The following is a 23263-nucleotide window of genomic DNA, read 5'->3' as shown; positions in this document are numbered from 1 at the left end:
GGGCCCGCCGCGCCGGACGATCTCCGGGGCGGCGGGCCCTGTCGCACGTGGGGGGTCAGGGGCCGACGGTGATCTGCTGCGCCGGGTCGGTCGAGTCGGTGACGAGGTAGACCGCGTTGAAGGTGGACGAGGTCGCGCTCGTCGGGCAGCCGAACCCGCCGGTGACCTTGACCGGCACGGAGGCGTTGGTGAAGGTCAGGCTGGGCGGGGCGCCGTTGGCCCAGCTGCCGCCGACATCGGCCGCGGCCGTGGGCGCGGCGGTGACGGTACAGGAGGCGAGCCCGGTCGTCTTGACCACGAGGCCGCCGACCGGCACGGTCATGGTCGCGGTGATCGGGGAGCCGTCCTGCATCGACACCGTCCAGGCGCCGCTGGTGGTGACCGTCGGGGTCACGCCCCACATGCTGGAGGTGCAGGAGCTGTACGTCGGCGCCGAGATCGGGGCGGAGACCGGCCCGGCCGCGTTCTGGTTGCCGGGGGCGGCCGGCACCGTACCGGTGGCGACGGAGACCGTGCAGGTCACCGTCACCGAACCGGCCTTGAGGGTGGCCTTCCCGCTGAGGGTGGCCTTGAAGGCGTGCCCGGCCGGGGTGACGGTCGTCGACCCGGCCACGGGTAACGGCGCGGCGGAGGCGGTGACCGAGGCCAGCGAGAGGGCTCCGGCGGCGGCCATTCCAAGGGCGAGCGCGGTGCGTGTACGGCTCATGGCTGTGCTCCTTGGGGATCGTGGTGCGCGGGCGTCGTGGGGGATTCCATGGGGGATGTCGTGGGGGACGGGGCGGCGGAACGTGCGGTGGAAGGAGCGGCGGAGCGGGCGGCGGCGTACGGCTGCCAGGCGAACATCAGGCCGCCGCCGAGAATGCCGAGCAAGGTGCCGATCAGGAACCCGCCGAGGTTCGACAGGACCAGGGCCGCGGTGGCGATCAGGGTGGTGAGGACGCCTGCAAGACCGCGCTGGGCGGGAGAGAACCAGGCGGTGAGGCCGAGCACGATCATCACGATGCCCATCAGGACGGACGGGATCCCCGCCACCCCCTGCTGGAGCATGATCTTCAGCGGCGCCAGCGGCAGGACGCAGATCCACACCCCGGCCAGGATCGTGAACAGTCCGCCCCAGAACGGTCTGCCGCGCCGCCACCGCCGCCACCGCCGTCGGCTCAGAAGCATTCCTTCTTGCCCTTGCTGATGTCCATGCTCAGCCCGGAGAGCTTGAAGGTGCCGGCGTTGGTCGCCCACGCCGTCTGCCGGAGATCGGTGATGCTGACCGTGTCGGCCTGCTGCGCGAACAGGTCCTGCATCCCCTGGGCGTCGGCCGGGCCCTTGTCGAGGGTGGAGGCGTCGCGCCCGATCTCGATGTTGGTGAAGACCGCGTCACCGGAGAGCTGTGTCGCGTCCACGAACAGGTTGCTCGCCTCGACGGGCCTTTTCTGGCCGGCCGTCAGGTTGAGCGAGATGTCACCGATCACCGGGAGCGAGGTGACCACCGACTGGCACAGGCTGTTGAGCTTCGCCTCCCGGATGGCGGTGACGGCCACCGGGATGAGCTCCTCGCGGGCGTTGACGTCGACGCTGCCGTACTGGACGAAGCCCTCGCCCTCCAGGCTCTTCGCCGACACCTTGAACTGCTGCCCCGACACGGCGAAGGAGGCGGCGAGCGCGCCCTGCGCGAGGGCGATGCCGAGGCCGGCGGTCACGGCCACGGCGGGTACGGTCAGGACGGCGAACCGCCGCCAGCGGACACGGCCGGAGCCGCTGTCGTCACCCGATGAGTCGAATGAGCCGCCTGAGTCGGCTGAACTGGATGAGCCGGCTGAGTCGGATGGGTCGGATAAGTGCGGGGAATCCGTCATGAGATCGTCCCTTATTTCGGCTGTGCGCCGTTGTTACCGACGAGTTGAATGTAAGAGTGCCAATGACGGTTGGCAAGGTTGTGCGAGCGCACCTTTTCGGCCGACTCCTACTGCTCCGTACGCAGCAGTTCGGAGACCTCCGCATCCACCCGGCGCGCCATCGCCCGCGCGAACTCCGTGGCCACCACGTCCCCGGCCACCGGCCTCAGGGCCGTCACCGCCGCCGTGATGTGCTGGAGCTGGGTGGCCGAAAGCTGCTCCAGCCCCTCCGGGCCGATCACATGCCGCCGGAACAGTCCGACGAACCGGTCCGCGAGGGCGGCCGCCTGCGCCTGTACGAACTCCCCGGCGTCCAGGATCTCCGTGAGCGGCACGCCCTGGCGCACCAGTGCCAGCGTCGCGTCCAGCAGCCGGGGGCTCGGGTGGGTGACCAGGTCCCCGTCGACCGTGACGTACCCCAGCTCGGCCGCCCGCCGGGTGTCCTCGGCGGTGGCCGTGGGACCGAACAGCTCCCGCAGCTCGGCCCGGGTCATCGTCACCGGCTCCTCCCGCACCCAGTCCCGGGTCATCTCCCGTTCCAGGCCCAGCAGTCGGGACAGGCCGCCGCCGTCCTCCCAGGCCTGCAGGAGTTCGGCGATGCCGTTGACCGTGTAGCCGCGCCCCAGCAGGTCGCTGATCAGCCGCAGCCGGATCAGGTGGTCCTCGGAGTACCAGGCGATCCGGCCCTCGCGGCGCGGCGGCGGCAGCAGCCCGCGCTCCTGGTAGTAGCGCAGGTTGCGCACCTTGACGCCGGCCGCGCGGGCCACGTCCTCCCGGCGGTAGCGCCCGCCGCCCGTAGCCTCGTCGCCGCCCGTGTCCTCGCCGCCGGCTGCCTGGTTGGTCACGCGCCAGAGTGTAGGAGATACCGGCGGGGATACCGGCAGGTCACATGGGCCGCGGCCGGTCCTCCTTGACTGCCCGCAGAATCACGAACTTCGGTTCGCTCGCGACGACTTCACTGTTGCCGAACAGCCGGCGCAGGTGGGTGTGGTAGCCCATGTGCCGGTTGGCGACGATCCACAGCTCGCCGCCGGGCCGCAGCACCTTGCGCGACTGCGCGAACATCCGCAGCGCCGTCGCGTCCGTGGTCGCCTGGTGAGAGTGGAACGGCGGGTTGCTGAGCACCAGGTCCACGGAGGCCGGGGGCAGCATCGCGACCCCGTCCCCGACGAGGAACTCGGCCGTCCGCCGGCCCTCGCGGACGTTCGCCCGGTACGTGGCCTGCGCCGAGGCGACCGCCTGGTAGGACTCGTCGGTGAAGACGACCTCGGCGTCCGGGTCGTGGACCTGCACGGCCGTGCCGACGACGCCGTTGCCGCAGCCGAGGTCCACGACCCGGGCGCCGTCGGTGTTGGTCGGCAGGTTCTGCAGGAAGAAGCGGGTGCCGACGTCGAGCCGGTCGGCGCAGAAGATCCCGGCGTGGTTGACGACGGTCAGCCCGGAAGCGGACCCCGCGTCCTCGTCCACCGTGTACGTCAGCGGCCACGGCCCGGGGGTCGTGGGCCGCGTGGCGCCGGGGGTGCCCGGCGTACAGAAGATCAGCCGCGCCTTCTTCTCGGCGAGCGAGGTCTTCGTCGGGCCCAGGATCCGCTCGAAGAGCCGCAGGGTGGAGGTGTGGATCTCCTTCACCATGCCGGTGCCGACGACCACGGTGCCGGCGTGCACGTGCGGGGCCAGCCGGTGCAGCTGGTCCTCGAGCAGCGCCAGGCTCTTGGGCACGCGCACCAGCAGTACGTCGATCTTCCCGGGCGGCGGATCCTGGGTGGTCAGCAGCGTGACCGTCGCCTTGGAGGTCCCGATCCCGTTCCGGTCCAGGTTCGCCGCGGTGGCGGAGCGGGTGAGGGAGGAGTCGGTGATCTGCGTCGGCCGGTACGCGGCGAGCGCTGTCGTCAGCGTCCCCCAGCGGTCCCCGAGCACGGTGATCTGCCCGGCGCCGGCCAGGTCCACCGGCCCGCGCTCGCCGGTACCGGCGTCGAGATGGCGCAGCAGGTACTCGTCGGCGGCGTCCCAGGCGCGGAGCCGGTCGCGCGGGTCCTCGGGGAAGCGGGTGAGCTCGTAGGAGCCGAAAGGCGTGGTCAGGCGGTTCATATGGGACCCAGGCTATCCGAGCCGGAGCCCGGGCCCCGCATGCGCCGGGCCGAGCGGGCCCTACTCCGGGAACTCACCGGCCATCGCGGCGGCCATCCGCAGGTACGGGCGGGCCTCGGCGGCCCGGCCGCTCCGCTCCAGTGTGCGACCGAGCATCAGCTGTGCGTAGTCCTCCACCGGCCAGCGCTCCAGGATGGCGCGGAGCTCGCGCTCGGCGCGGGAGAGCTGGGCGGAGTGGTAGTAGGCGCGGGCCAGCAGCAGGCGGGGCGCCAGCTGCTCCGGGGCCTCGCCCGCCAGCGTGTCCAGGATGCGGGCGGCCGTCGCGTACTCCTTCGCGTCGAAGAAGAGCCGGGCCCGTGCCCAGCGCTCGGCTGCCGTCCCGTGCTCGAAGTACGGCGTGCTCATCGCGTCCCTTCCGCCTTTCCCGCTGTCGTGTCTCTGTCCGGTGCCTCCAACACGCAAGGCCGGGGGAACATTCCACTGACCGCGGCCGCCGTCCCGCCGTTAGGTTGTCCGCATGAGCAATCTCGATCGCCAGCCCGCACTCTCCGTCTGCGGCGGCCGCGGGTTCGTCGTCGCCGAACCGGTACGCGAGCTCCTCAGCCCCCGCACGGTCAAGCTCGGGGAGTCCACCGAGGTCCGACGACTCCTGCCGAACCTGGGCCGCCGCATGGTGGGCGCCTGGTGCTTCGTCGACCACTACGGCCCGGACGACATCGCGGACGAGCCGGGCATGCAGGTCGCCCCCCACCCCCACTCGGGCCTCCAGACCGTGAGCTGGCTCCACGAGGGCGAGGTGCTGCACCGCGACAGCGTGGGCAGCCTTGCCACGATCCGCCCGCGCGAGCTGGGCCTGATGACCTCCGGCCGCGGCATCAGCCACTCCGAGGAGAGCCCGCGCCCGCACGCCCGCTTCCTGCACGGCGCCCAGCTGTGGGTGGCCCTGCCGGACGCCCACCGCGATGTGGAACCGCACTTCCAGCACCACGCGGAGCTCCCGCGGGTGACCTCGCCGGGCCTGACCGCGACGGTCATCCTGGGCACCCTGGACACGGCCACCTCGCCGGGCACGGCGTACAGCCCGATCGTCGGCGCGGACCTCTCCCTCGCGGCGGGCACCGAGACCCGGCTCCCGCTCGACCCGGACTTCGAGTACGCGGTCCTGTCGATGTCGGGCGAGGCCCACGTCGACGACGTCCCGGTCCTCCCGGGCTCGATGCTCTACCTCGGCTGCGGCCGCACCGAACTCCCCCTGCGGGCAGCCTCGGACGCGAGCCTGATGCTCCTGGGCGGCGAGCCGTTCGAGGAGGAGATCGTCATGTTCTGGAACTGGATCGGGCGCTCCAACGAGGAGATCGTACAGGCCCGCCAGGACTGGATGGAGGGCACCCGGTACGGCGAAGTAAAGGGCTACGACGGCCCTCCGATCCCCGCTCCGCAACTCCCGCCGGTGCCCCTGAAGGCACGCGGACGAGTGCGCTGACCTGCGCTTTTCTGAAGCAGCCTGAGCGGTCGAGATCAGCCAAGGAGAGGTCGCATCCCGTGCCGAGATCGTTCCTGCAGGGCGAGCAACGGGGGGCTCCGAGAGGGTCTCTCCGGGCCCTCGCCGTTTCCCAGGTATGACCAGCTGGGGTCAGCTTTGCCAGGACCAATGCTGACCCAATGCTGACTTTGGTGACGGTTCGTCAATTCTGTTGCCGTCCTGCTGTCTGGGTCGCAGTGGCGATCGAGACCTGACGCTGCTCGGCGTAACGCTCTGTAGCGAGGAGCGAGTCTCGCCGCGCCGTAATAATCAAGCAGCGTCGCTTGTGACAGAGGGGGCGCCTTCGCGATCCGAACGCTGAATCGAAGGCACGGCAGTGCGTCGTAGGCACGAGCAAATACGGCGCTCCCGAACCCGCAAGAGAGCGCGGGCAGGCCTGTCCTGCCGTGAGGGCGTGGCTATCAGGAGGTTCTTCGTCTCCTGGTGGTACAGCAGTGACACCCGTGTTGACCAGGGGAAACGATGGTACGCGCGACTCCTTGGAGACGGCTGGTCCGGGAATGGTCCGGATCTTGGTGTGGGGGCGCCAGCTCGGGTCATGCGGCTGCAGTGGGAAGAATTGGGGGGGCGATCGGGACCGGACGGGTTAGGGGGCACCCAGGCCCTTACCCTCCGCGAACGGATCTTCCGCGGTCGTCGTGCCCACACGGATCGTGCGCACGACGACCGACACGACAGGAGATCACGCGGGGCCGGAGGCGCATCCCATCGGTGATCGTGAGCCTCAGGGCCACCGCACCTGGGCGCATCGCGCACGAAACCCACGAACGGTGCTGGCTGCCACGGCCTCGTTCGCCCTGTCGGCGCTGGGGCTCCCAGACGCCGAGGCCGTCACCCGCCGGGTATCCACCGCGCCGTCTGGGGCCGTACGCGTCGGGGCCGGCGAGGTCGCCGCGATCCGGACCATGACCCGTACCTTCGGCGACGCGGCCGCCGAGTATGGCGGCGCTCATGTTCGTCAGCTGGCCGTCCGGTACCTGACCAGCAGCGTCGGGCCGTGGCTGGATGGCCGGTACTCCGAGGCCACCGGCCGGGGCCTGTACGCCGCCACGTCCGAGCTGGTCCACCTGTGCGGGTGGATGGCCCAGGACGAAGGCGGCGACGACCACCACCAGGGCCTCGCACAGCGTTACTACGCGCACGCCTTCGCCCTCGCCGAGGAAGCCGGCGCCGCCGAGCTGGCCGCTACCGCCCTGCGCGGGATGGCCACCCAGGCGATCGACCTCGGCCCGCGTGGGCGGGCCGTCGCCCTGCGGCTGTCCGAGCGGTGCGTGGACTACGCCGACACCTGGACGAAAGCCGGGATGATCCTCGCCCGTCTCGGCGACCTGGACGACGCCCACGAGCATCTCCAGCACGCACTCGACGTCCATGGCCTGGACCGCCGACGGTCCCGGGCGATCGTTCTCGGCGACCTCGGGGACGTCCACCTGCGCCAGGGCGACCTGGACGGCGCCCTGACCGTGTGGTCCGAGTTCATCGACTGCGCGGACGGTGTCCAGTCCGTGAAGATCGCCGACGACCTGACGGACATGCGGGTCCGCGTCTCCCGGTACGGCAAGGCTCCCGTCGTCGCCGAGCTGGACGGCCGGGCCGCCGTACTCCTCGGCGACGCGTGAGCACGGGACGTGCGCTCGACGCCCGGGGCCGTGGGGTCGCTCGTCCGAGGCGGTTTCGGGTCAGGGCCGTGTCCGCTTCCGCGGTCCCGGCATTGACCGGGCATGGGCACCATCAAGCGTCCACCGACGGGTGGCGGCCCTTCGTCATGCTCCAGAGTTTTGGCGTCGCGTTCAGGGCGTCTGCGTTCATGCAGGGGTGTTCGATCCTTCGCTCAGAACGATTCTCCCGAGAACCCCCCCGCGCCACGGAGACGCACCGAACACAGGGAACCGGGCCCCGCTCGAGGAGAATCGTGGACCGGAGCGGATCGGGTCACGAGGGTTCTTCGGCTCCCGAGCCAGATCCGGTGTTCGCGGCGAGCTGGATGTCCCGCCAGCGGCCATTCCCCCGGGCACCTCGTTCACCCCGTTTTTTGCGCCCGTCACCTCGATGATGTACCGGGCTTTTTGGCCGGGACGGTCATCCCTCCTGAGGTTCTCTGCCGTGATAGTGGGATGGATATCGACTTCTTTCACCCGTTTCGCTTGCTCGACAGCCAGCTTGAGCAGCTTGGTGCCAGTGACCCCTCCAGGGAAACCGAGATAGTTCTCGATGAGGTTGATGGACGTCGCGGCACTGCCACCCGGCCTGCCGGCCTCGATCACCAGAGTGCTCAGACCGTTCGCGCCGGCACTCACTGCGGCGGACAGGCCGGCCGGCCCCGCCGCCACAACGACGAGGTCGTACGCATGCCAAGCCTTGATCTTGTCATCACCGTCGTCGGTCCAGTGATAGGAGATCCCGTGCAGGAACAAAAACCTCTTTAGATGCGCCGCCCAGGAGCTCTCTGGATCCCCGCTGAACACGACTTCTGGATCGTCCGGATCCCATTCGTAGAACAGGCGCTCAATGGTCTCCTCAAAGGCTCTCTTCGCAAACTTATCGACGAAAATATCCTCATCCGGTCCAGTGTTGAATGCCCCGGCCTCTGGCAGCAGTTCCAGCTTCGCCTTCGGGTGCAACGCCAGAATGAACTCGGCAAGCCCATCCCATTGGTCAGCGTCAAGGGCGGGCTCTGCCACCACGGCAACCAGACGCTTGGGCGTAGATCCCCCTTCGAGTGTATTGGTGAGTTCAACTACATCAGCCACCCCAATGGCCTCAAGACTGCCGTCGCACCAGGCCTCAATCTGAACCGTAAGCCTCTAGTCGCAAGATGGCGTCACCGGATTGCATGACAAGAATGACCGGCCGATCATCGCGCACGGCAACCACCCCGCCTGCGCATTGCGTTCCCCGGAGGGCCGAGCAAGATCCCAGGCGGTACGGGCAATTGCCCACCCCTCGTCGGCAGCGCGCCACAGTAGTCCTCATGCCCTATGGATTCCACCCGGCTGCGCCATGCCCACGAATCGCCGCCGCTCATCATGCGTATGGCGCAGCGACAGAGATCTCAGCGGCGCTTTCTGTAACGCAACTACTCACACCCGGGCCCGCAACCAGAGTTCCCGCTTCCCGAAGCCCCCGCCCTCCCTGCCTGTCGTTCCTCGCGAATGGTGTTCGGCGGTGGGGCGAGCCCGAGGCCGCGTGCCGGGCCTGGCGCCGGGGGTGCGGCGGGAACGACTTCGGGCTGGGTGCCGCGCATCGGGTGCGGGCTCGTGGGCCGTACGTGGTCGCGGATCGAGCCGCCGGTCACCGGGGCGTCGTGTGCGCGCGATGTGGAAGTGGCCGTGTACGACCGCGGGTGAGTGGTGCGTGCTCAGCGACCGGCGGTCGGTGCGTGGCGGACCGGCCATGCCGGCTTCGGGAGCCTGGGCGCGCGGCGCCTGTGGGCTTCGAAGGCGAGCCAGGCGGCTCCTGAGGCGACCGTCGTGAGGAACGGCAGCGCCCAAGCGGCCAGCTGCCAGACGGCCGCGACGTCCAGGGTGCTCACCAGCGCCGCCGCCGGAGCGGCGGCAAGGGTCAGCAGCAGCGTGATCCTGGCCCAGAGCGGCAGCCTGCGGCTCACCGCGGCGGTCGCGAGGCCCAGGCCCGCGCTCGCCGTGAGGATCACGGCCAGGGCCACAAGGGCGATGGCGAGGGCGACTATCAGGGCGAGGAGTAGCAGGATCAGGCCCATGTCGTGCCCACCTCCGGTCTCGTGGCGACCCGTCGCGAGGGCAGGCGGATCCGACTCCGCTGCTCCGGCAGGTTCACCGGAAGCCATACTGTCAGAGGTATTGAACGCGTTCAACACTGCCTCCGGTGTCACCCGTAGGCCCTGCTGTCGGCGGTGGGGCGTGGCGCGATCGCGGGATGCAGTACCAGTACGCCACCGAGGCCGACGCGCCGATCGTCTGAACCACACATCAGCCCCTGTTAGGTCCATTGGACCTAACAGGGGCTGATGTGCGCCTGGAGGCTTACGGCGTGGTCGGCTGCGTCTGCATCTCGGCATCGGCGGCCATCTGTTCGTCGTGGTCCCGGAGCATCCGCAGGACGGTCGCCGGACTGGGGTGCTGCCCCTTCTTCTTGCCCCTGGTGATGACGAGCCGGTGGGCGATGTCCCGCAGGCTCAGCTTCTCGGCGTCCGGCAGGTGCAGGGCCATGGCGAGCATCGTGGGGTCGGACACCTTCGCGCCGCCGGTGCCCGGGGCCGGACCGCTTGCGGTGCTGGGCGATGTCCGGGTATCCGAGCAGGGCAACCCGACGGCGGGCCGGGCCTGGGTCGAGTTGTCCTGGCCGTCCCGCGTGCGGGGCACGGCCGAGGCTGGGGAGGGTGTCATCCGGCACGGCCTGTCGCACACCGCCCCAGGGGAGGAGTGCCAGTGCGAGCGGCACGACTGCGGAGGCATCGCCCCGGTGATGTGGTGCCCGGAACACGGGGGCATCGCGCCCCGGATGGAGTGGCACCCCGGAGGCGGCATCCGCTGCACCGCACTGCGCCGCAGCCGGCGCGAAGCGACCATTGCCCGGGCCGGGGCCGGGCAGAATGCGGGCTGTGAGTGATGACGAGAAGGCTGATGTCCTGCTCCAGGCCATCGAGGGGTACCTGGCCGAGGCGTACGTCGATGACATCGACGCCGACGACCTGTCGTGGGTGCTGGTCCGCGCGCTGAGGAGGGCCGGGGCGTAAGCCGGGGGCTTCCGGGGGTCCGGGGTGCGGGTCGGATTTCCGACCCGCACCCCGGACTCTGCTGCCGGGGCCTGGCTGGGGCATGCGTGCGGCGTGGCCCTCAAGGAACAGGGCCCCCTGCTGAAGGGAAAGGTAACGGTCCGGACCGCGAGCACCACACCGACACACCGCCAGCACAGTTCATGACCAGCCCCGTGACATCCGATGCCCAACTGCTGCTCGCCGTTGCCGCCTTCGAAACAGCCTCGAGCATGCCCGCTGATCATGCTGACACACCGGGGAACTCCAAGATCCCCGACAGAGTCAAGGAGGCTCAGGTTCTCCGCGATGACCGGTCTGCTGGTCTACTGCCGGACGAAGGGCTCGCTACCCTCCGGGGCATAGGCCAGGTCCAGCTCTGCCTGACTTTGATCCGTGGAGTACAGGAAGAACAGGTCGCACGTCGGGCCACCGGCGGCGGCCGTCAACGTGACCTCCGTAGCCGGCCCGACGGAGTCCAGATGCCAGGGTCGCCAGGTACCGGTGAACTTCGTGTCGGCTGACCACGACCCCTTGTGACACACGCTGGGAGGCAGGCTCACCTCTCCGAGCGCACCGTCCTTGAGGAACTGGATCGTGCCCAGGGTCGGCGACTTCCAGGACCCGACGACATGCCGCGCCCTGTCCTCGTCCGTCTGCACGGTGCAGGACACCGCCAGCGGAACGGCCACCAGTGAGCCGACCAGAAAACGGACGCCACTCCTCATCCGACATCTCCCTTCTGGAGCGGGTTACTCGAAGTCGCTGGGTCGGGCATAGTTCCCACCTGTCATGTGGTTCTTTGCCTCCCTGGTGATAGCGTCCCTGAGCTGGGACTCCGAGGCCCCGGGGTTGGCTGCGGCGATCTTCTCGCCCATCTGGCGGCCGTACTCGTTGTTCACGAGGTCCGAGAGGTGATCAGCATAGTTGTGGCCTTCCCTGTCGCCGTACGCCTCGTGGGCGTCCGCGACCATCTCGGCGGTCTGGGCCCCGTGCTTGGCCGTGATCATGGCCTGCCAGGTGAAGTGCCGGTAGGCGTTCTGCCCCTCGTTCTCCGCCCCAGGGTATGCGTCCGCCGCTACGTTCGCGGCCCAGCCGGTGATCTGCTTCGCGTCGTTGCAGTCGGCCACGCCGATGTACGCGCAGACCATCAGCCGCCCACTACCGCACCTGCCACGCCGCGACCCCCGGCATGATCGAACGCCGCTGGGGCCGGATCGTGAACATCGGCAGCGTCAACGCCCGCGCCGGCCGCACGAACCTCGTCGCGTACAGCACCGCGAAGGCCGGGCTACTGGGCCTGACCCGCTCCCTCGCCCGCGAACTGGGTCCGTACGGGGTCTGCGTCAACACCGTCATGCCCGGCGCCATCCACGTCGAGGCCGAGAACGCCATCCCCGCCCAACACCGCGCGCGCCCGGAGGACCAGATCAAGCGCCAGTGCGTCCCCCGCCGTGGACGGCCCGAGGATGTCGCAGCCCTGGTGGCGTTCCTCGTAGGCCCCTCCGCCTCGTTCATCACTGGCCAATCCGTCCACGTCGACGGCGGCTGGCTGCTGCACTGAGACGCCAACAAGCAAGGAGAAAGACCGACATGAACGAACGAGTCCGCGCGATCCTCGTCACCGCTCACGACACGATGCTGGTCATCCGCCGAAGCAAGCCCGAGATCCCTGTGTACTGGGTTCTGCCCGGCGGCGGTGTCGAAGCCAGTGACGAGTCCCGGGAGGCCGCCCTCCACCGAGAGATTCATGAGGAGATCGCGGGGAAGGCAGACATCGTCCGGCTCCTCCACACGATGGAGTCCGAGGACGAGCGTCAGCTCTTCTACCTCGCCCGCATCGCGACCTGGTCCTTCGAGGACCGCACCGGGCCCGAGTTCAGTGCCGAGGGCCGCGGCGAATACGCGCTGGAGGAGATCCCGCTGACCGCGGAGGGGCTCGACTGCATCGATCTCAAGCCCGAGGAGATCGCCCACGTCCTCCGGGGCGCCATCGGCGCCGGCACCCTTCTGGCAGAGGCTGCGAAGTAGCTGTCCGGATCTGTGGACTTGCCGTCGGGACCAATGCCGAAGTGCATCGGCCCCGACGGCACCTACGGTGTGCTGCGGCTGCCACTCCTCGATGCCCATCAGCTGGGAGGGGCCTGAGGGTTGAGGTCGAGAACGGCGGAGGTCGGCATCTGTGAGTTGAGGCCCTGGAAGCCCTACCTCCGCGCCCTCCACTTACACCGTCAGAACTGAAGCTCTGCCACCAGCCGCTCGGCCTCCTTCCGGGCCGCCGCCAGAAGCGGATCCTCGTCGTACGCGTGGGGGCCGACGATCTTCGACAGGAAGAACAGCGACATCAGCTTGCCGTCCCGGGGTTCCAAGTCCGCTCGCCGCTCTTCCTGGACGCGGTCCGCGAGTGCAGGGACGGCCAGCGCGTTGCCCCACAGCGTTGCGGAGGGCGCTCCTGCGGGCGGCCCGTCCTGACGGCTATGGCCGGTGGGTGGTCGTCGCAGAGCCGTCCGGCAGCACAGAGGCGCGGGGCGCCACCACGGCCGCACCCCGGCGCCGTACCCGCCGCGGTAGGCGGTCGGCGGTGCCCTCGTCAGCGCGAGCCCTGTGCTCGGGACGGGCTCTGGCGAGCGGGGCGTCGGGGCATAGGGGTGTAGGGGTGTAGGGGTGTAGGGGTGTTCCGCAGGTCAAGTGGTTGGATGCCAGCCTTCGCATTTCCCCACCCGCTTCTTCGAGCATCGAGCATCGAGCACGGCCCCGGGAACCGTTCGTCGCACTCGGGGAGTTCGATGCGTCGGGTACCGCCGCGGAACGGGATGGGGGAGTCTGGCTCCAACGGTGCACTTGGCCCCGCCAAACCCGGCCCGACTTGGACCCCAGAGTCCGTTCGATTCCAGCTTGGCGCGGCCCCGTTCGCACCCTGTGGCCCTGGTGACTGGTGGAGCCGCCTCGGTCCGGAACCACACGGGTCCGTTTTGGGCGGAGCCGGCGGAATCCGGAGCATTGGGACCTACGCAGGGCGTTGGAGCCAGGAGTCCCGCTTCAGCGCTTTCGAGGCCTTGGGTCACGACCGGGCCGGTCGCCCTTGGGCCCTCGGACGAGGGGGCCGAGCCGGAGACACAGCGCCGGCTCGGCATCGTTCCGGTGGGCGTCAGGTAGGCCTCGCTCTGTCGGCGACCGTGCTGTAGCGACGCCATAGGCGCCGACCTTGCGGGGCTCCCTGCCGGGATCTGCCACCGGTGAACGCCAGGGGTCCACCCGCTGTCCTCGCTACCGACCCACGTTGACCCGGCCGCCGGTGGGAAGGGTGCGCCACCTGTGGCTGGGCAAGGAGTCGGTCGGCGCCTACGAGCAGCCTGCCCCTGTGCTGGGTGACGTCGACTGGCTCGCCACTCGTATGGCGCTGATGTTCCGAACGAACGTCGCGGAGGTTCAAGTGCGTGCCGTGTCGGTGTTCCTAGGATTCGACGGCAGAAGGGAATTCCGGGCTGTTGCTGGACGGGTACGCGCCAAGGAGGTGATCGTTCGTCACCGGGCACCTCGGTGTCCGTCAGCACCAGCAGCGCGCGCGGCCTGCCTCCGGGCAGCCCTGCTCCACGGGAGCCCGCTTGCTGCTGATCAGTCCGTTCCATGCCTTCTGCGGGCCGAGCTCGGAGGCGGCCGGACGAGGCACAGGGCCGACCTGAAGGGAACCGTCGCCACTTCTCGGCCCCTTGAGTACATGCAAGCAATCAGCTCTTTGATCGTCGAGGAGCCTTTTCCTGAAACCCGGTGGGCGGACAGTGCTGCCGTGGGAAGCGGAGACATGATGGGCCAGAGTCCTTATGACTATGTCGTTGTGGGAGCGGGGACAGCGGGGTGCGTGATCGCCTCCCGGCTTTCCGAACGCCCCGGCGTGCGGGTGCTGTTGCTGGAGGCGGGAGCCCGGGACGCGACCGAGGCGATGGCGTCTGCCTGGGGGTTTCTGGGGTTCGACCCGTCGTCGCTCTGGCTGGGCGCCTCGACCGTGCAGGCAGGTACGGGCAGGGCCGCTGACGTCCTGCGCGGTAGGGCGCTCGGCGGATCGTCGAGCATCAACGGCCTCTACCACCTGCGGGGGCACCGCTCCGGTTACGACGAATGGCCCGGACTCGGTGCTCCGGGCTGGGGTTTCGACGATCTGCTTCCCCATTTCCGGCGCAGCGAGAGCACTCGCCGTCGGGATGCCTCCGTGCGGGGTACGGACGGGCCGGTCGTGGTCGCTCCGGTTCCGGAGCCCCATCCCCTGGCCACGGCGGGCGTCGACGCCGCGGTGCAGGCTGGGTTCACACGCGCCGGTGACATCGGCGGCGGGCTGGAGACCGGGTTCGGGTGGAGTGACATGAATCTGCCCGGCGGCGCCCGCCAGAGCGCGGCCGACGCCTACATCCGTCCGTTTCTCGACCGGTCGAACCTGGACGTCGTCACGGACGCGACCGTGCAGCGGCTGCGCATCACCGCGGGCCGTTGCACCGGCGTCGAGTACACCGTGGGTGGCGAGCACGTGTCCGTCGAGAGCGCCGAGGTCGTACTGACCGCGGGGGCCATCGGTTCCGCGCATCTCCTGATGCTGTCGGGGGTCGGCCCGGCACGACACCTCGGCGAACACGGCATCGACGTCGTCGCCGACCTGCCGGGAGTGGGATCCCATCTGCAGGACCATCCGATGGCGGCAGTGGTGTACGAGGCCGGCCGGCCCGTACCGTTCGTTCCTGCCAACCCGCCGGCCGAGATGATGGGCCTGGTGTACAGCGACCCCGCCGCGGCCCGGCCGGACCTTCAGGTCTACATCGTCGCCGCACTGCTGCCTTCGGCATGGGGCCGGCCGCCGGCCAACGGCTACTCCATCGCCTTCTCCGCGATGGCTCCGCACAGCAGCGGCACCGTGCGCCTGGCGGACGCCCGTCCCGCCAGTGCTCCCGTCGTCGACCCGGGCTACCTGAGCGACGAACGTGACCTGGAAGTCATGCGCAAGGGCCTGGCAGTGGCACGCCGCATCGGGGAAGCCGACGCGTTCGCCGACTGGCGCAAGCAGGAAGCGGTGCCGGGCTCCGGGACGAACGGCGCGTCCGTGGACGAGTTCATCCGGAAGGCCACCGGCCCCTACTTCCACTTCACCGGCACCTGCCGCATGGGAACCGACACCGATGCCGTCGTCGACCCTGCAAACCTTCGCGTACACGGGATCGCCGGGCTGCGGGTCGCCGATGCCTCGGTGATGCCGTCCATCCCCTCGGCCAATACCAACGCGACCGTCTACGCCATCGCCGAACGGGCCGCCGAACTGCTCGACTGAGCCTCCTTCCGTACCCACGGCGCTTCCATAACCCGCTTCATGCCTCCGTCGTGCGCCGAATGCGGCCCCGGCCGGACCCAACACCCCTTAAGACAGGAGCACCACCATGTCCGAAACGCTTCAGACCACTGACGTCGTCACCTCCGACGCCTACCTGCTGGACCGCACCGCGACCGCCGTGCGCGCGGCCGGTGCGGCGCTGCGCGAGCGGTTCGGCGAGGTGGTCCGCTACGAGACCCGTGACGAGTTGATGCGTGCGCTCGCCGTCAACGACGACACGGCCCTGGACATCCTGCGCCCCATTCTCACGAGCCTGCGCCCGGCGGCCGGTTGGGTGGAGGACGAGCTGGACGGCGGTGCGCTGCCGTCCGGCGAGTGGTGGGTCGTGGATCCGGCCGAGGGCAACGTCAACCACCTGCACGCCCTGCCGGACTGGGCGGTGACGGCCACCCTCGTACGTGACAACCAGCCGGTGCTCACCGTGGTGCACCTGCCGTTGACCGGCGAAACCTACACCGCGCTCATCGGCGGCGGCGCCCACCTCGACGGCCGGCCGCTGCGCGTCTCCCCGACCGCGGACCTGGCCTTGAGCATCGTGGCCACCAGCCAGGCCCGGCCGGACGAGGACGAGAAGGTCGTGCGGCGCGTCGGCTCCTCGATCACGGCGATGCTCTTCGACGCGCTCGTCGTCCGCACCGCTGTGCCCGCGACCCTGCACCTGACGAACGTGGCTGCCGGCCGGATCGACGCCTTCTGGCAGTTCGCCGGAGCCCGGGCGGACCTCCTGCCCGGGGCGCTGCTCGTCACCGAGGCCGGCGGACGGATCTCCGACGCCGAGGGCCGCCCCTGGACCCCGCAGAGCGACAGCTTCCTCGCCACCGCGCCCGGCATCCACACCGAAGCCGTCGCCACGCTCTCCCGCTGACCACGCACACCACAACCACACCCACGCAAGGATCAGAACATCATGACCACGATCGCAGTTCTCGGAAACGGCCGCGTCGGCGGCAACCTGGCCACAGCCCTGACCCGGGCGGGCCACCAGGTGACCGCGGTGGACCGCGAGCCCGGCGCCGCCGCCGACGCCGCCCGGACAGCCGAGATCGTCATCAACGCCACCCCGGGCGCCGGATCCCTGGAACGTCTCGCCGCCCTCCGCGAAGAGCTGCACGGCAAGATCCTCATCGACGTCTCCAACGCCACCGCCGACGGACCGGACGGACTGCCCGCCGACCTCATCTACCCCGGCTCAAGCCTCGCCGAACGGCTCCAGGGAGCACTCCCCGAAACACACGTCGTCAAGACGCTCAACACCATGCTCTTCCCGGTGATGACCGCCCCGGCCACGCTCACCCAGACGCCAACCGCCTTCCTCTCCGGCGAGGACCCGCAGGCCAAGCAGACCGTCCGCGAACTGCTCATCGACCTCGGCTGGCAGAAGGAATGGATCACCGACCTCGGCGGGATCCAGACCGCCCGCGCCACGGAGGCCGCGATATTGTTCGTCCCGCACGTCATCCGGTCCGCCGGATTCACCCCCTTCGCGGTCTCGATCGCCCGCTGACTGTCGAGCCGTGCAAGCTGCGGGTGTCCGGAGCCGGCACTGGCACGGATAGGTTCCCGGTGGGACACGATCGCGACAGGCTGATCTTGGCGAGACGGCTTGGCCAGCAGATCGGCATGGCCCGCTCGCTGGAAGACACCCGGATTCGGCTGCGGCTCGGTGAGGTGACGTGCCCGGGCAACTACGAGGTCACGCTCACGGTCCGTTCCGTCGACACCGGGTCTGGGCACTACGATCTCGGTGGCCTCCGGGGCAGCGCCTGCGTGGGCACGGTCGACGACATCGGCCCACATGGCGAACTGCGCGCCACCCACTAACTGTTACCTCCAGCGGAAGCTCTGGCCGAGGGCGGCGAAGACGTCCCCGGCACGAGCCCGTGAGGGAGGAGCGAGCGCGAGCGCGACCCCTGACGACCAGGCTGCGAGAAGCCTGGTCGTCAGGGGTCGCGCTCGCGCTCGTTGCCGAACCGGGCGAACCGACCACCGCGGCGAGTCCTCGGGCGATCAGCTCATCTCGCCGGATCAGAAGCATCAGCTCTGCCTCTCGGCCGCTGCAATGCGGTCCGTCCATAGGAAGATTGGCACGGTATCCGCATGGGTCATGGCGGTGTCCTGCGGAACACGATCACCACAGGACGGCGTTGAAGCAATGAAGACGAGAGGATCGCAGAGGGATGCACGCTACTGGTGTGGAGGTCAACGGCGCGCGCGGGGTGTTCGCAGTGGACTCGACCGCCCCGGACTCCGCACCGCGGGGACTCGACGTCTTCCGGCGCGGATGGCAGACGCAGGTCGGCGACGATGTCTTCCAACTGCCGGACTTCAACCCGGACACGGTCGGTGACTTCCGGGTCAAGGGCAACGTGGCCAAGGTGCACGGCGCGGCGATCGCCGATCTCCATGCTGCGTCGGCGACCCGCACCGCTGAGGTCCCGGGCGGCGATCAGGATCTGGTGGCGATGTACGTCGTGCGGAGCGGCGCATGGACTCTGGACGGCCCGCCAGGTTACGGCGATCAGACCGTGTCGGCCGGGCAGTTCCTCGTCCGTCACCTCGGGCGCCTGACGGCATTCGCGACGACGGCGCACCTCACGGCGAAGTTCGTCGTCCTGCCCCCCAGCGAGCTCAAACCCCTGCTCGGGAACCGGGGCATCGCCGGGCCGGCGGACTCGGCCGAGATGCGCTTGCTGACGGCCCTTACCGACATGATTCACATGACCGTGGCCGACCTCGGCCCGGCCGGTGTGGCAGCTGCCGAAGGTACCTTGATCGAGCTGACCAAGGCGGTGGCGAAGGGCCGGTTCGACGACGTGGAGCCCCGGTTGGCCCCCGCGCTCACCCAGGCAACCAAGGACCTCGCGGACCGTCGGCTCGCCGACCCCGATCTTTCTCCGGCGATGCTTGCGCGTGAACTCAATGTCTCCGTCCGTACGCTGCACCGGGCGTTCGCCGCGGTGGGTGAGCAGGTGAGCACCTACATCCGCCACCGGCGACTGCATGAGGCCCGGCTCGCCCTTGTCTCGCAGCCAGGGCGTCTGAGCATTTCAGAACTCGCCGCACACTGGCAGTTCGCGGACGGGAGTCACTTCACCCGAGCCTTCAAGAAGCACTACGGTCAGACTCCCACCGAGTACGCCCGCTCGGCCGGAGCAGCTTCGCTCTCGCCGAACCGGCACCCGCCGGGCCGCGGGCAGGGTGGAAGTGCGTGACCAGGGGAATGGCCCCAGTTCAGCGAATGCCGCCGACCTTCTGGAGCCGACGCCGCTGCCTACCGAGAGGGCGCACACGGAACTCCTGTACGGGGAGTGACTGCGCCGCCAACGGCGCAAGCACGACGCCCGGATACGGCTGAGAGGTGCCCCACGAACAGTTCACGTCGATGGGTGCGGCCGCCTTCGCCGAGCGCGCCCGACTGGAACTTCGGGCCGCCGGCGAGGAGGCACGCAGGCGGCGAGCCGGAGCGGATCACCCGCAGACGCCGCGGGAGTCCCGGATCGTGCAGATGGCCGCTCACGGTGCCACCGACCAGGAGATCGCCACGAGCTTGTTCGTCAGCGCGAGTACCGTGGAGTACCACCGCGCCAAGGTCTTCCGGAAGCTCCGGGTCACCTCCCGCCGACAGCTTTCCGCGGCACTGGAGCGCTGATCCGCTCCGCCGGCCCGGCAGAAGGTGCTACCGGCCTCGGCTCCGATCGGCGAAGGCCGGGCCGGCGGCATGCCGGCCCCAGGCGTCGAGCCGGTGTGCCTCGTGGGCTCTCCGCCCTGGACTACTGGCGGGCGGGTGTCTTGCCGGTCGTCCTTGCGTCGTGAGGGGGTCATCGACCCGGAGGAGGGCTCGGCCTTGCCGAGGGGGAAGGGGCGAGTGATGTCGGTGACGTCCTGGATGACGACCACGCCGTCGGCGCGTGCGGCCCCGCGGAATGGCTGGTACCTCCTGTTCCGGCACTCCACTACCGAGGTGCGGCATTCCCGAGACCTCGCAGAGGGCCGCATCCTGCCCCCAAGGCGTGTACGAAACGGCGCACGTGACGGGCGGCGATGGACTACCAGAATCTGTTCGAGCACGGCGCCGAACTCGGCCGGGCCCTCGCCGCGCACCCCGGCGATGCGGAGACCGCGCTCGCCGCGCACGAGCACGCCATGTTCGCCCGCGCCGCCGCTGTGGAAGCGGACGACGACGGCTTCTACACGATCATGATCGACGACCACGCGCCCCACAGCTTGCTCGCCCTGATGACCGGCGCCGAACCAAACGCGTGATCCGCAGCCGCGCGTACAGCACCAGGCGGCCCGACGCCATGCCCCGCACGGGTGCTGAGCGGCCACCGTGCCGTTCGATCTGATCAACTGCCTCCAGGCACGGCAGCCGCATGGCACGGTGCCGGAAGCTTGAACCAGGAAGGGCACATGGGTCGCTGTGTGGCGGAGCGCGCAGGCGGTCCTGTGGGCGCACCATGGAAAGACGAAGGCGAGCGGTGTGACGAGCGGGCAGGAGCCCGTCGATGGCGCGTGGGCGATTGCGGATCTACCTCGGGGCCGCCCCGGGGGTGGGAAAGACGTGCGCGATGCTCGAGGAAGGGCAGCGGCTGGCCTCGGCCGGTGCCGATGTGGTCGTCGGTTTCGTCGAGCCGCACGGGCGGCGGCCCACCGCTGCCCTCGCCGAGGGGCTGGAGATCATTTCCCGGCGCGCCATGGAGTACCGGGGGGCGAGCTTCACCGAGATGGACCTGGACGGGGTGCTCGCCCGCCGGCCGCAGGTCGCCCTGGTCGACGAACTGGCCCACACCAATGTGCCCGGCTCCCGCCATGCCAAGCGATGGCAGGACGTCGAGGAACTCCTCGACGCGGGGATCGACGTAGTCACCACGCTCAACGTCCAGCACCTGGAGTCCCTGGGCGACGTGGTCCGGCAGATCACCGGTGTCCCGCAACGCGAGACCCTGCCCGACGAGGTGGCACGCCGCGCGGACCAGATCGAACTGGTGGATCTGCCGCCCGAGCTGCTGCGCCGACGCATGCTGCACGGCGAGATCTATCCCTCGGACCGCATCGAGGCCGCCCTCACCCACTACTTCCGCGTCGGCAACCTCACGGCCCTGCGCGAACTCTCCCTGCTGTGGCTCGCCGACCGCGTCGAGGAAGGCCTCCAGCGCTACCGCGCGGAACACGGCATCACCACCCGCTGGGAAACCCGCGAGCGCATCATGGTCGCCCTCACCGGCGGCCCCGAGGGAGACACTCTGATCCGCCGCAGCGCCCGGATCAGCGCCCGAGTCCCCGGCAGTGAGCTGCTGGCATTGCACATCGTACCGAGCGACGGCCTCACCCACGGCGATCCGGCCACCCTCGCCGCCCAGCGGGCCCTGGTGGAGTCACTGGGCGGCAGCTACCACCAGACCACCGGCGACGACATCCCCGAGGCGCTGCTCCAGTTCGCGGAGGCCGAGAACGTCACGCAGATCGTGCTGGGCGCGAGCCGCCACGGAAGGCTCTCCACGTTCCTCCGCGGCAGTGTGGGGCACCGGACGATCCGGCGATCCGGCCCCATCGACGTACTCGTGATCACCCATGAGCACGCCGCCGGCTCGACTTCCCCGCTGCGACTGCCGCACCCGAGCCGCGCCACCGGCCCACGGCGCTTCTGGACGGCGATGCTGCTCGCGGCGATCACGCTCCCGGGCCTGACCGCCCTCCTGGTTCTCCTGGGCGAGCACGTGGACCTCTCCCTCGCCTTGGTGCTCTACCTGCTCGCCGTTGTCGTGATCGCCCTGGTCGGTGGCCTCGTTCCCGCACTCGTGGCCGCTCTTGCCGCGGGACTGCTCGCCGACTACTACTTCACCCCGCCGATGCACTCGTTGCGCGTCCAGCACCTCGCCGACGTCATAGCGCTGGTGGTGTACGTCATCACGGCCGTCATCGTCGGCATGGCCGCGGGTACGGCCGCTCGCAGCACGTACCAGGCCGTCCGCGCGAGCTCCGAGGCCCGGGCACTGAGTCGGCTGGCCACCGCCATGATGCACGGCCAGGACCTGCCGACCTTGCTCGAACAGGTACGGGAGGACTTCGGCCTGGAAGCGGTGAGCCTGCTGGAACGGGATACGGGGCATGCCGCCGAGCCCCGCTGGTACGTCATCGCCAGCACAGGCGTGGATCCCCCCGAGCGCCCGTACGACGCGGATGTGGACAGTCCCGTCGGCGACGACCTCACCTTGGCTGCCCGAGGGCGCCCGCTGAGCAGCGATGACCAGCGCGTACTGGGAGCGTGCGCGGCCCAGTTGGGCATGGCCTACTCGCACGGCCGGCTTGCTGCTCACGATGCCGAAACGGGCCTGCGCGCCGCAGCCGAGCACACCAGGGCCTCGCTCCTCCTCACCGCGAGCCGCGATCTGCGCGGCCCACTGCGCACAGCCGACGAAGCGCTGGATGGCCTCGGCGTCGGCGTCGGCACGGATACGAGGGAGAGCCGGAACCTCGCCATAGCCCGGTCGTCGGTGCGGCGTGCGGTCCAGCTTCTCTCGGACCTGGACGAGTTGAGCCGCCTGCACGCCGGGGCACTGGATCTGTATCTGCGACCGGTCGATCTCGACGAGCTGCTGACCGCCGTTCTGGACGACCTGGGTCCCGGTGGCCATACGATCCAATGCAGCCTGCCGGAGCTGCTGCCCGACGTGATCGCCGACGCGGCCGTGCTCACTCGCGTGCTGACCGCCTTGGCGGCCGAGGCCCAGCGCCACAGCCCGCCGGACCGGCCTGCGCGGCTGACAGGCAAGACCCGGTCCGGCCAGGTGGAAATCCATATGACGGACGGCACCAACGACGAAGTACAGGGCGCGGAACGCGGCACACATCCGAGTCGCACGCCGGACAGTCTGACCCTGCGGATGTGCCGTGACCTCACGGAGACCATGGGGGGCACCCTTGAAACCGCAGCCGTCGGCCCCGGCTTTGCCGTGACGCTCACGCTTCCGGCGGCGGCCTCCCGGCGGCCGATCACCCCGTCTGCGTCCTCCCCGACGGAGGATCAGTGACTCGCGTCAGCCACTGCCCGGGTGCACCGAAGTCACCGATCGTCGATCACTGCAGGCCTGAGACCTTGAAGACCGTGAGGGCCGTCTCGCGGTCGATACGCTCTGCCAGCCGGCGCAGGGCTGTCTCGCCGCACAGCAGAGTGCCGCGCCGGATCGATGTGCGGGTGTCCGTGTCGAGGCGGCGCCACATCGCCGGATTGCGGGCCAGGACGGTCGGATCGATCTCGACCTGGCTTCCCTCCGTGTCGCGGAGGATCATCCGCTGGGCCAGCCCGTCGGACCACCTGACCGAGACGAGGGAGTCGGTGCGGACAGTGTGTTCCACCAGCAGTCCTCGGGCGCTCAGCAGACCGGGACCTACGGAGACCCTGGACGGCAGCAGGACCACGAAGAGGAGGGCTGCCAGGCCGGTCCAGAGGGCGCCGCGGGTCGCGTCGAGCTCGCCGAAACCCGCGTCCATGGCGAGCAGGGCCGAGTACAGGAGGGACGCGACACCGATGGCCGAGCGCATCTCGCCGGCCCAGTGGATGTCGCGTGCGATAGGTCCTCGAGGCTCCGCGCCGGCGCGAGCACCGGTCGCGGACTGCGTGAAACGTCGTCCCATAGGGG

At 69.7% G+C, this 23263-nt stretch carries 26 protein-coding genes and 1 pseudogene; 14 read left to right on the top strand and 13 right to left on the bottom strand.

Going from position 1 to position 23263, the window contains the following annotated elements; all coding sequences use genetic code 11:
• Positions 1-55: 55 nt before the first annotated feature.
• The 6 genes from OHA89_RS06165 to OHA89_RS06140 form a co-directional block, all read right to left on the bottom strand.
• Entirely contained in the window at positions 56-706 is a 651-nt protein-coding gene (locus OHA89_RS06165) for a hypothetical protein (protein ID WP_257553144.1), read from the bottom strand.
• A complete protein-coding gene (locus OHA89_RS06160) occupies positions 703-1167 on the bottom strand; it encodes a DUF6114 domain-containing protein (RefSeq protein WP_406365572.1) in 465 nt (154 codons plus the stop codon). The genes OHA89_RS06165 and OHA89_RS06160 overlap by 4 nt, the downstream gene beginning before the upstream one ends.
• Positions 1158-1715, bottom strand: coding sequence for a DUF6230 family protein (locus tag OHA89_RS06155; RefSeq protein ID WP_406368409.1), 558 nt, complete (start codon positions 1713-1715; stop codon positions 1158-1160). The genes OHA89_RS06160 and OHA89_RS06155 overlap by 10 nt, the downstream gene beginning before the upstream one ends.
• A 242-nt stretch (positions 1716-1957) precedes the next feature.
• A complete protein-coding gene (locus OHA89_RS06150) occupies positions 1958-2734 on the bottom strand; it encodes a MerR family transcriptional regulator (protein ID WP_266613372.1) in 777 nt (258 codons plus the stop codon).
• A gap of 40 nt (positions 2735-2774) precedes the next feature.
• On the bottom strand, positions 2775-3968 hold the full coding sequence (locus tag OHA89_RS06145; RefSeq protein WP_266615291.1) for a methyltransferase: 1194 nt from the start codon (positions 3966-3968) through the stop codon (positions 2775-2777).
• Positions 3969-4037: 69 nt separating this feature from the next.
• The gene (locus OHA89_RS06140; protein WP_215140118.1) at positions 4038-4382 is read right to left on the bottom strand and encodes a tetratricopeptide repeat protein; all 345 of its coding nucleotides are present in this window, start codon (positions 4380-4382) and stop codon (positions 4038-4040) included.
• Between the two features lie 112 nt (positions 4383-4494).
• Between OHA89_RS06140 and OHA89_RS06135 the strand changes: the two genes are divergently transcribed.
• Together OHA89_RS06135 and OHA89_RS06130 are read left to right on the top strand one after the other, a co-directional pair.
• Positions 4495-5460: a pirin family protein gene (locus OHA89_RS06135; RefSeq protein WP_266613371.1), complete on the top strand. Its 966-nt coding sequence runs from the start codon at positions 4495-4497 to the stop codon at positions 5458-5460.
• Between the two features lie 830 nt (positions 5461-6290).
• Complete coding sequence (locus tag OHA89_RS06130; protein ID WP_406365569.1) at positions 6291-7139, top strand: tetratricopeptide repeat protein; 849 nt, start codon at positions 6291-6293, stop codon at positions 7137-7139.
• 186 nt (positions 7140-7325) lie between these two features.
• Here the strand turns inward: OHA89_RS06130 and OHA89_RS06125 are convergent, their stop codons facing one another.
• The 3 genes from OHA89_RS06125 to OHA89_RS06115 form a co-directional block, all read right to left on the bottom strand.
• The gene (locus OHA89_RS06125) at positions 7326-8270 is read right to left on the bottom strand and encodes an NAD(P)/FAD-dependent oxidoreductase (protein WP_406365567.1); all 945 of its coding nucleotides are present in this window, start codon (positions 8268-8270) and stop codon (positions 7326-7328) included.
• 608 nt (positions 8271-8878) lie between these two features.
• Positions 8879-9238 (bottom strand): hypothetical protein, encoded by a 360-nt coding sequence (locus OHA89_RS06120; protein WP_266613367.1) that lies wholly within the window; start codon positions 9236-9238, stop codon positions 8879-8881.
• 283 nt (positions 9239-9521) lie between these two features.
• A complete protein-coding gene (locus tag OHA89_RS06115; protein ID WP_266613366.1) occupies positions 9522-9707 on the bottom strand; it encodes a hypothetical protein in 186 nt (61 codons plus the stop codon).
• Between OHA89_RS06115 and OHA89_RS06110 the strand changes: the two genes are divergently transcribed.
• Both OHA89_RS06110 and OHA89_RS06105 read left to right on the top strand, forming a co-directional pair.
• Entirely contained in the window at positions 9706-10107 is a 402-nt protein-coding gene (locus tag OHA89_RS06110; RefSeq protein ID WP_266613364.1) for a hypothetical protein, read from the top strand. The two genes, OHA89_RS06115 and OHA89_RS06110, sit on opposite strands and share 2 nt — an antisense overlap.
• A complete protein-coding gene (locus tag OHA89_RS06105) occupies positions 10100-10234 on the top strand; it encodes a hypothetical protein (protein WP_266613363.1) in 135 nt (44 codons plus the stop codon). The genes OHA89_RS06110 and OHA89_RS06105 overlap by 8 nt, the downstream gene beginning before the upstream one ends.
• A gap of 344 nt (positions 10235-10578) precedes the next feature.
• On the opposite strand, the gene OHA89_RS06100 is transcribed toward OHA89_RS06105, so the two are convergent.
• Together OHA89_RS06100 and OHA89_RS06095 are read right to left on the bottom strand one after the other, a co-directional pair.
• Positions 10579-10980, bottom strand: coding sequence for a hypothetical protein (locus tag OHA89_RS06100; protein ID WP_266613362.1), 402 nt, complete (start codon positions 10978-10980; stop codon positions 10579-10581).
• A gap of 24 nt (positions 10981-11004) precedes the next feature.
• Entirely contained in the window at positions 11005-11403 is a 399-nt protein-coding gene (locus OHA89_RS06095; RefSeq protein ID WP_406365563.1) for a DUF6973 domain-containing protein, read from the bottom strand.
• A 17-nt stretch (positions 11404-11420) separates the two neighbouring features.
• On the opposite strand from OHA89_RS06095, the pseudogene OHA89_RS06090 reads away from it, so the two are divergent.
• Both OHA89_RS06090 and OHA89_RS06085 read left to right on the top strand, forming a co-directional pair.
• Positions 11421-11816, top strand: a pseudogene (locus OHA89_RS06090) (SDR family oxidoreductase); the annotation flags it as partial.
• 29 nt (positions 11817-11845) lie between these two features.
• Entirely contained in the window at positions 11846-12283 is a 438-nt protein-coding gene (locus OHA89_RS06085) for an NUDIX domain-containing protein (RefSeq protein ID WP_266613358.1), read from the top strand.
• 200 nt (positions 12284-12483) lie between these two features.
• Here the strand turns inward: OHA89_RS06085 and OHA89_RS06080 are convergent, their stop codons facing one another.
• The gene (locus tag OHA89_RS06080; RefSeq protein ID WP_406365562.1) at positions 12484-12621 is read right to left on the bottom strand and encodes a hypothetical protein; all 138 of its coding nucleotides are present in this window, start codon (positions 12619-12621) and stop codon (positions 12484-12486) included.
• 935 nt (positions 12622-13556) lie between these two features.
• Here OHA89_RS06080 and OHA89_RS06075 point away from each other — a divergent pair.
• From OHA89_RS06075 to OHA89_RS06040, 8 genes are all read left to right on the top strand, one after another.
• A complete protein-coding gene (locus tag OHA89_RS06075) occupies positions 13557-15563 on the top strand; it encodes a GMC family oxidoreductase (RefSeq protein WP_406365560.1) in 2007 nt (668 codons plus the stop codon).
• Positions 15564-15669: 106 nt separating this feature from the next.
• Positions 15670-16488 (top strand): 3'(2'),5'-bisphosphate nucleotidase CysQ, encoded by an 819-nt coding sequence (locus OHA89_RS06070; protein ID WP_266613354.1) that lies wholly within the window; start codon positions 15670-15672, stop codon positions 16486-16488.
• A gap of 42 nt (positions 16489-16530) precedes the next feature.
• Positions 16531-17127, top strand: a complete 597-nt coding sequence (locus tag OHA89_RS06065) for an NADPH-dependent F420 reductase (RefSeq protein WP_266613352.1) — start codon at positions 16531-16533, stop codon at positions 17125-17127.
• 86 nt (positions 17128-17213) lie between these two features.
• Positions 17214-17444 (top strand): hypothetical protein, encoded by a 231-nt coding sequence (locus OHA89_RS06060; RefSeq protein ID WP_266613350.1) that lies wholly within the window; start codon positions 17214-17216, stop codon positions 17442-17444.
• Positions 17445-17815: 371 nt separating this feature from the next.
• A complete protein-coding gene (locus OHA89_RS06055) occupies positions 17816-18835 on the top strand; it encodes a helix-turn-helix domain-containing protein (protein ID WP_406365558.1) in 1020 nt (339 codons plus the stop codon).
• Between the two features lie 146 nt (positions 18836-18981).
• On the top strand, positions 18982-19272 hold the full coding sequence (locus OHA89_RS06050) for a helix-turn-helix transcriptional regulator (protein WP_406365556.1): 291 nt from the start codon (positions 18982-18984) through the stop codon (positions 19270-19272).
• Between the two features lie 392 nt (positions 19273-19664).
• On the top strand, positions 19665-19886 hold the full coding sequence (locus tag OHA89_RS06045; RefSeq protein ID WP_406365554.1) for a hypothetical protein: 222 nt from the start codon (positions 19665-19667) through the stop codon (positions 19884-19886).
• A 242-nt stretch (positions 19887-20128) separates the two neighbouring features.
• A complete protein-coding gene (locus tag OHA89_RS06040; RefSeq protein WP_406365553.1) occupies positions 20129-22654 on the top strand; it encodes a DUF4118 domain-containing protein in 2526 nt (841 codons plus the stop codon).
• 46 nt (positions 22655-22700) lie between these two features.
• Here OHA89_RS06040 and OHA89_RS06035 read toward each other — a convergent pair whose 3' ends face one another.
• Entirely contained in the window at positions 22701-23258 is a 558-nt protein-coding gene (locus OHA89_RS06035; RefSeq protein WP_406365551.1) for a hypothetical protein, read from the bottom strand.
• Between the last annotated feature and the right edge of the window lie 5 nt (positions 23259-23263).

This window comes from Streptomyces sp. NBC_01546, assembly GCF_045208355.1.
Taxonomy (GTDB): domain Bacteria; phylum Actinomycetota; class Actinomycetes; order Streptomycetales; family Streptomycetaceae; genus Streptomyces.
The sequence above is the reverse complement of the archived record's forward strand: the minus strand, read 5'-3'. Positions and strand labels throughout refer to the sequence as shown.

Excerpts from the sequence above, each read along its gene's own strand:
- OHA89_RS06085 (WP_266613358.1), top strand. The coding sequence starts at position 11,846 with ATGAACGAACGAGTCCGCGCGATCCTCGTCACCGCTCACGACACGATG.
- OHA89_RS06115 (WP_266613366.1), bottom strand. The coding sequence starts at position 9,707 with ATGGCCCTGCACCTGCCGGACGCCGAGAAGCTGAGCCTGCGGGACATC.
- OHA89_RS06135 (WP_266613371.1), top strand. The coding sequence starts at position 4,495 with ATGAGCAATCTCGATCGCCAGCCCGCACTCTCCGTCTGCGGCGGCCGC.
- OHA89_RS06045 (WP_406365554.1), top strand. The coding sequence starts at position 19,665 with ATGGACTACCAGAATCTGTTCGAGCACGGCGCCGAACTCGGCCGGGCC.
- OHA89_RS06070 (WP_266613354.1), top strand. The coding sequence starts at position 15,670 with ATGTCCGAAACGCTTCAGACCACTGACGTCGTCACCTCCGACGCCTAC.
- OHA89_RS06160 (WP_406365572.1), bottom strand. The coding sequence starts at position 1,167 with ATGCTTCTGAGCCGACGGCGGTGGCGGCGGTGGCGGCGCGGCAGACCG.
- OHA89_RS06065 (WP_266613352.1), top strand. The coding sequence starts at position 16,531 with ATGACCACGATCGCAGTTCTCGGAAACGGCCGCGTCGGCGGCAACCTG.
- OHA89_RS06035 (WP_406365551.1), bottom strand. The coding sequence starts at position 23,258 with ATGGGACGACGTTTCACGCAGTCCGCGACCGGTGCTCGCGCCGGCGCG.
- OHA89_RS06140 (WP_215140118.1), bottom strand. The coding sequence starts at position 4,382 with ATGAGCACGCCGTACTTCGAGCACGGGACGGCAGCCGAGCGCTGGGCA.
- OHA89_RS06120 (WP_266613367.1), bottom strand. The coding sequence starts at position 9,238 with ATGGGCCTGATCCTGCTACTCCTCGCCCTGATAGTCGCCCTCGCCATC.
- OHA89_RS06165 (WP_257553144.1), bottom strand. The coding sequence starts at position 706 with ATGAGCCGTACACGCACCGCGCTCGCCCTTGGAATGGCCGCCGCCGGA.
- OHA89_RS06100 (WP_266613362.1), bottom strand. The coding sequence starts at position 10,980 with ATGAGGAGTGGCGTCCGTTTTCTGGTCGGCTCACTGGTGGCCGTTCCG.
- OHA89_RS06095 (WP_406365563.1), bottom strand. The coding sequence starts at position 11,403 with ATGGTCTGCGCGTACATCGGCGTGGCCGACTGCAACGACGCGAAGCAG.
- OHA89_RS06040 (WP_406365553.1), top strand. The coding sequence starts at position 20,129 with ATGGCGCGTGGGCGATTGCGGATCTACCTCGGGGCCGCCCCGGGGGTG.
- OHA89_RS06110 (WP_266613364.1), top strand. The coding sequence starts at position 9,706 with ATGGCGAGCATCGTGGGGTCGGACACCTTCGCGCCGCCGGTGCCCGGG.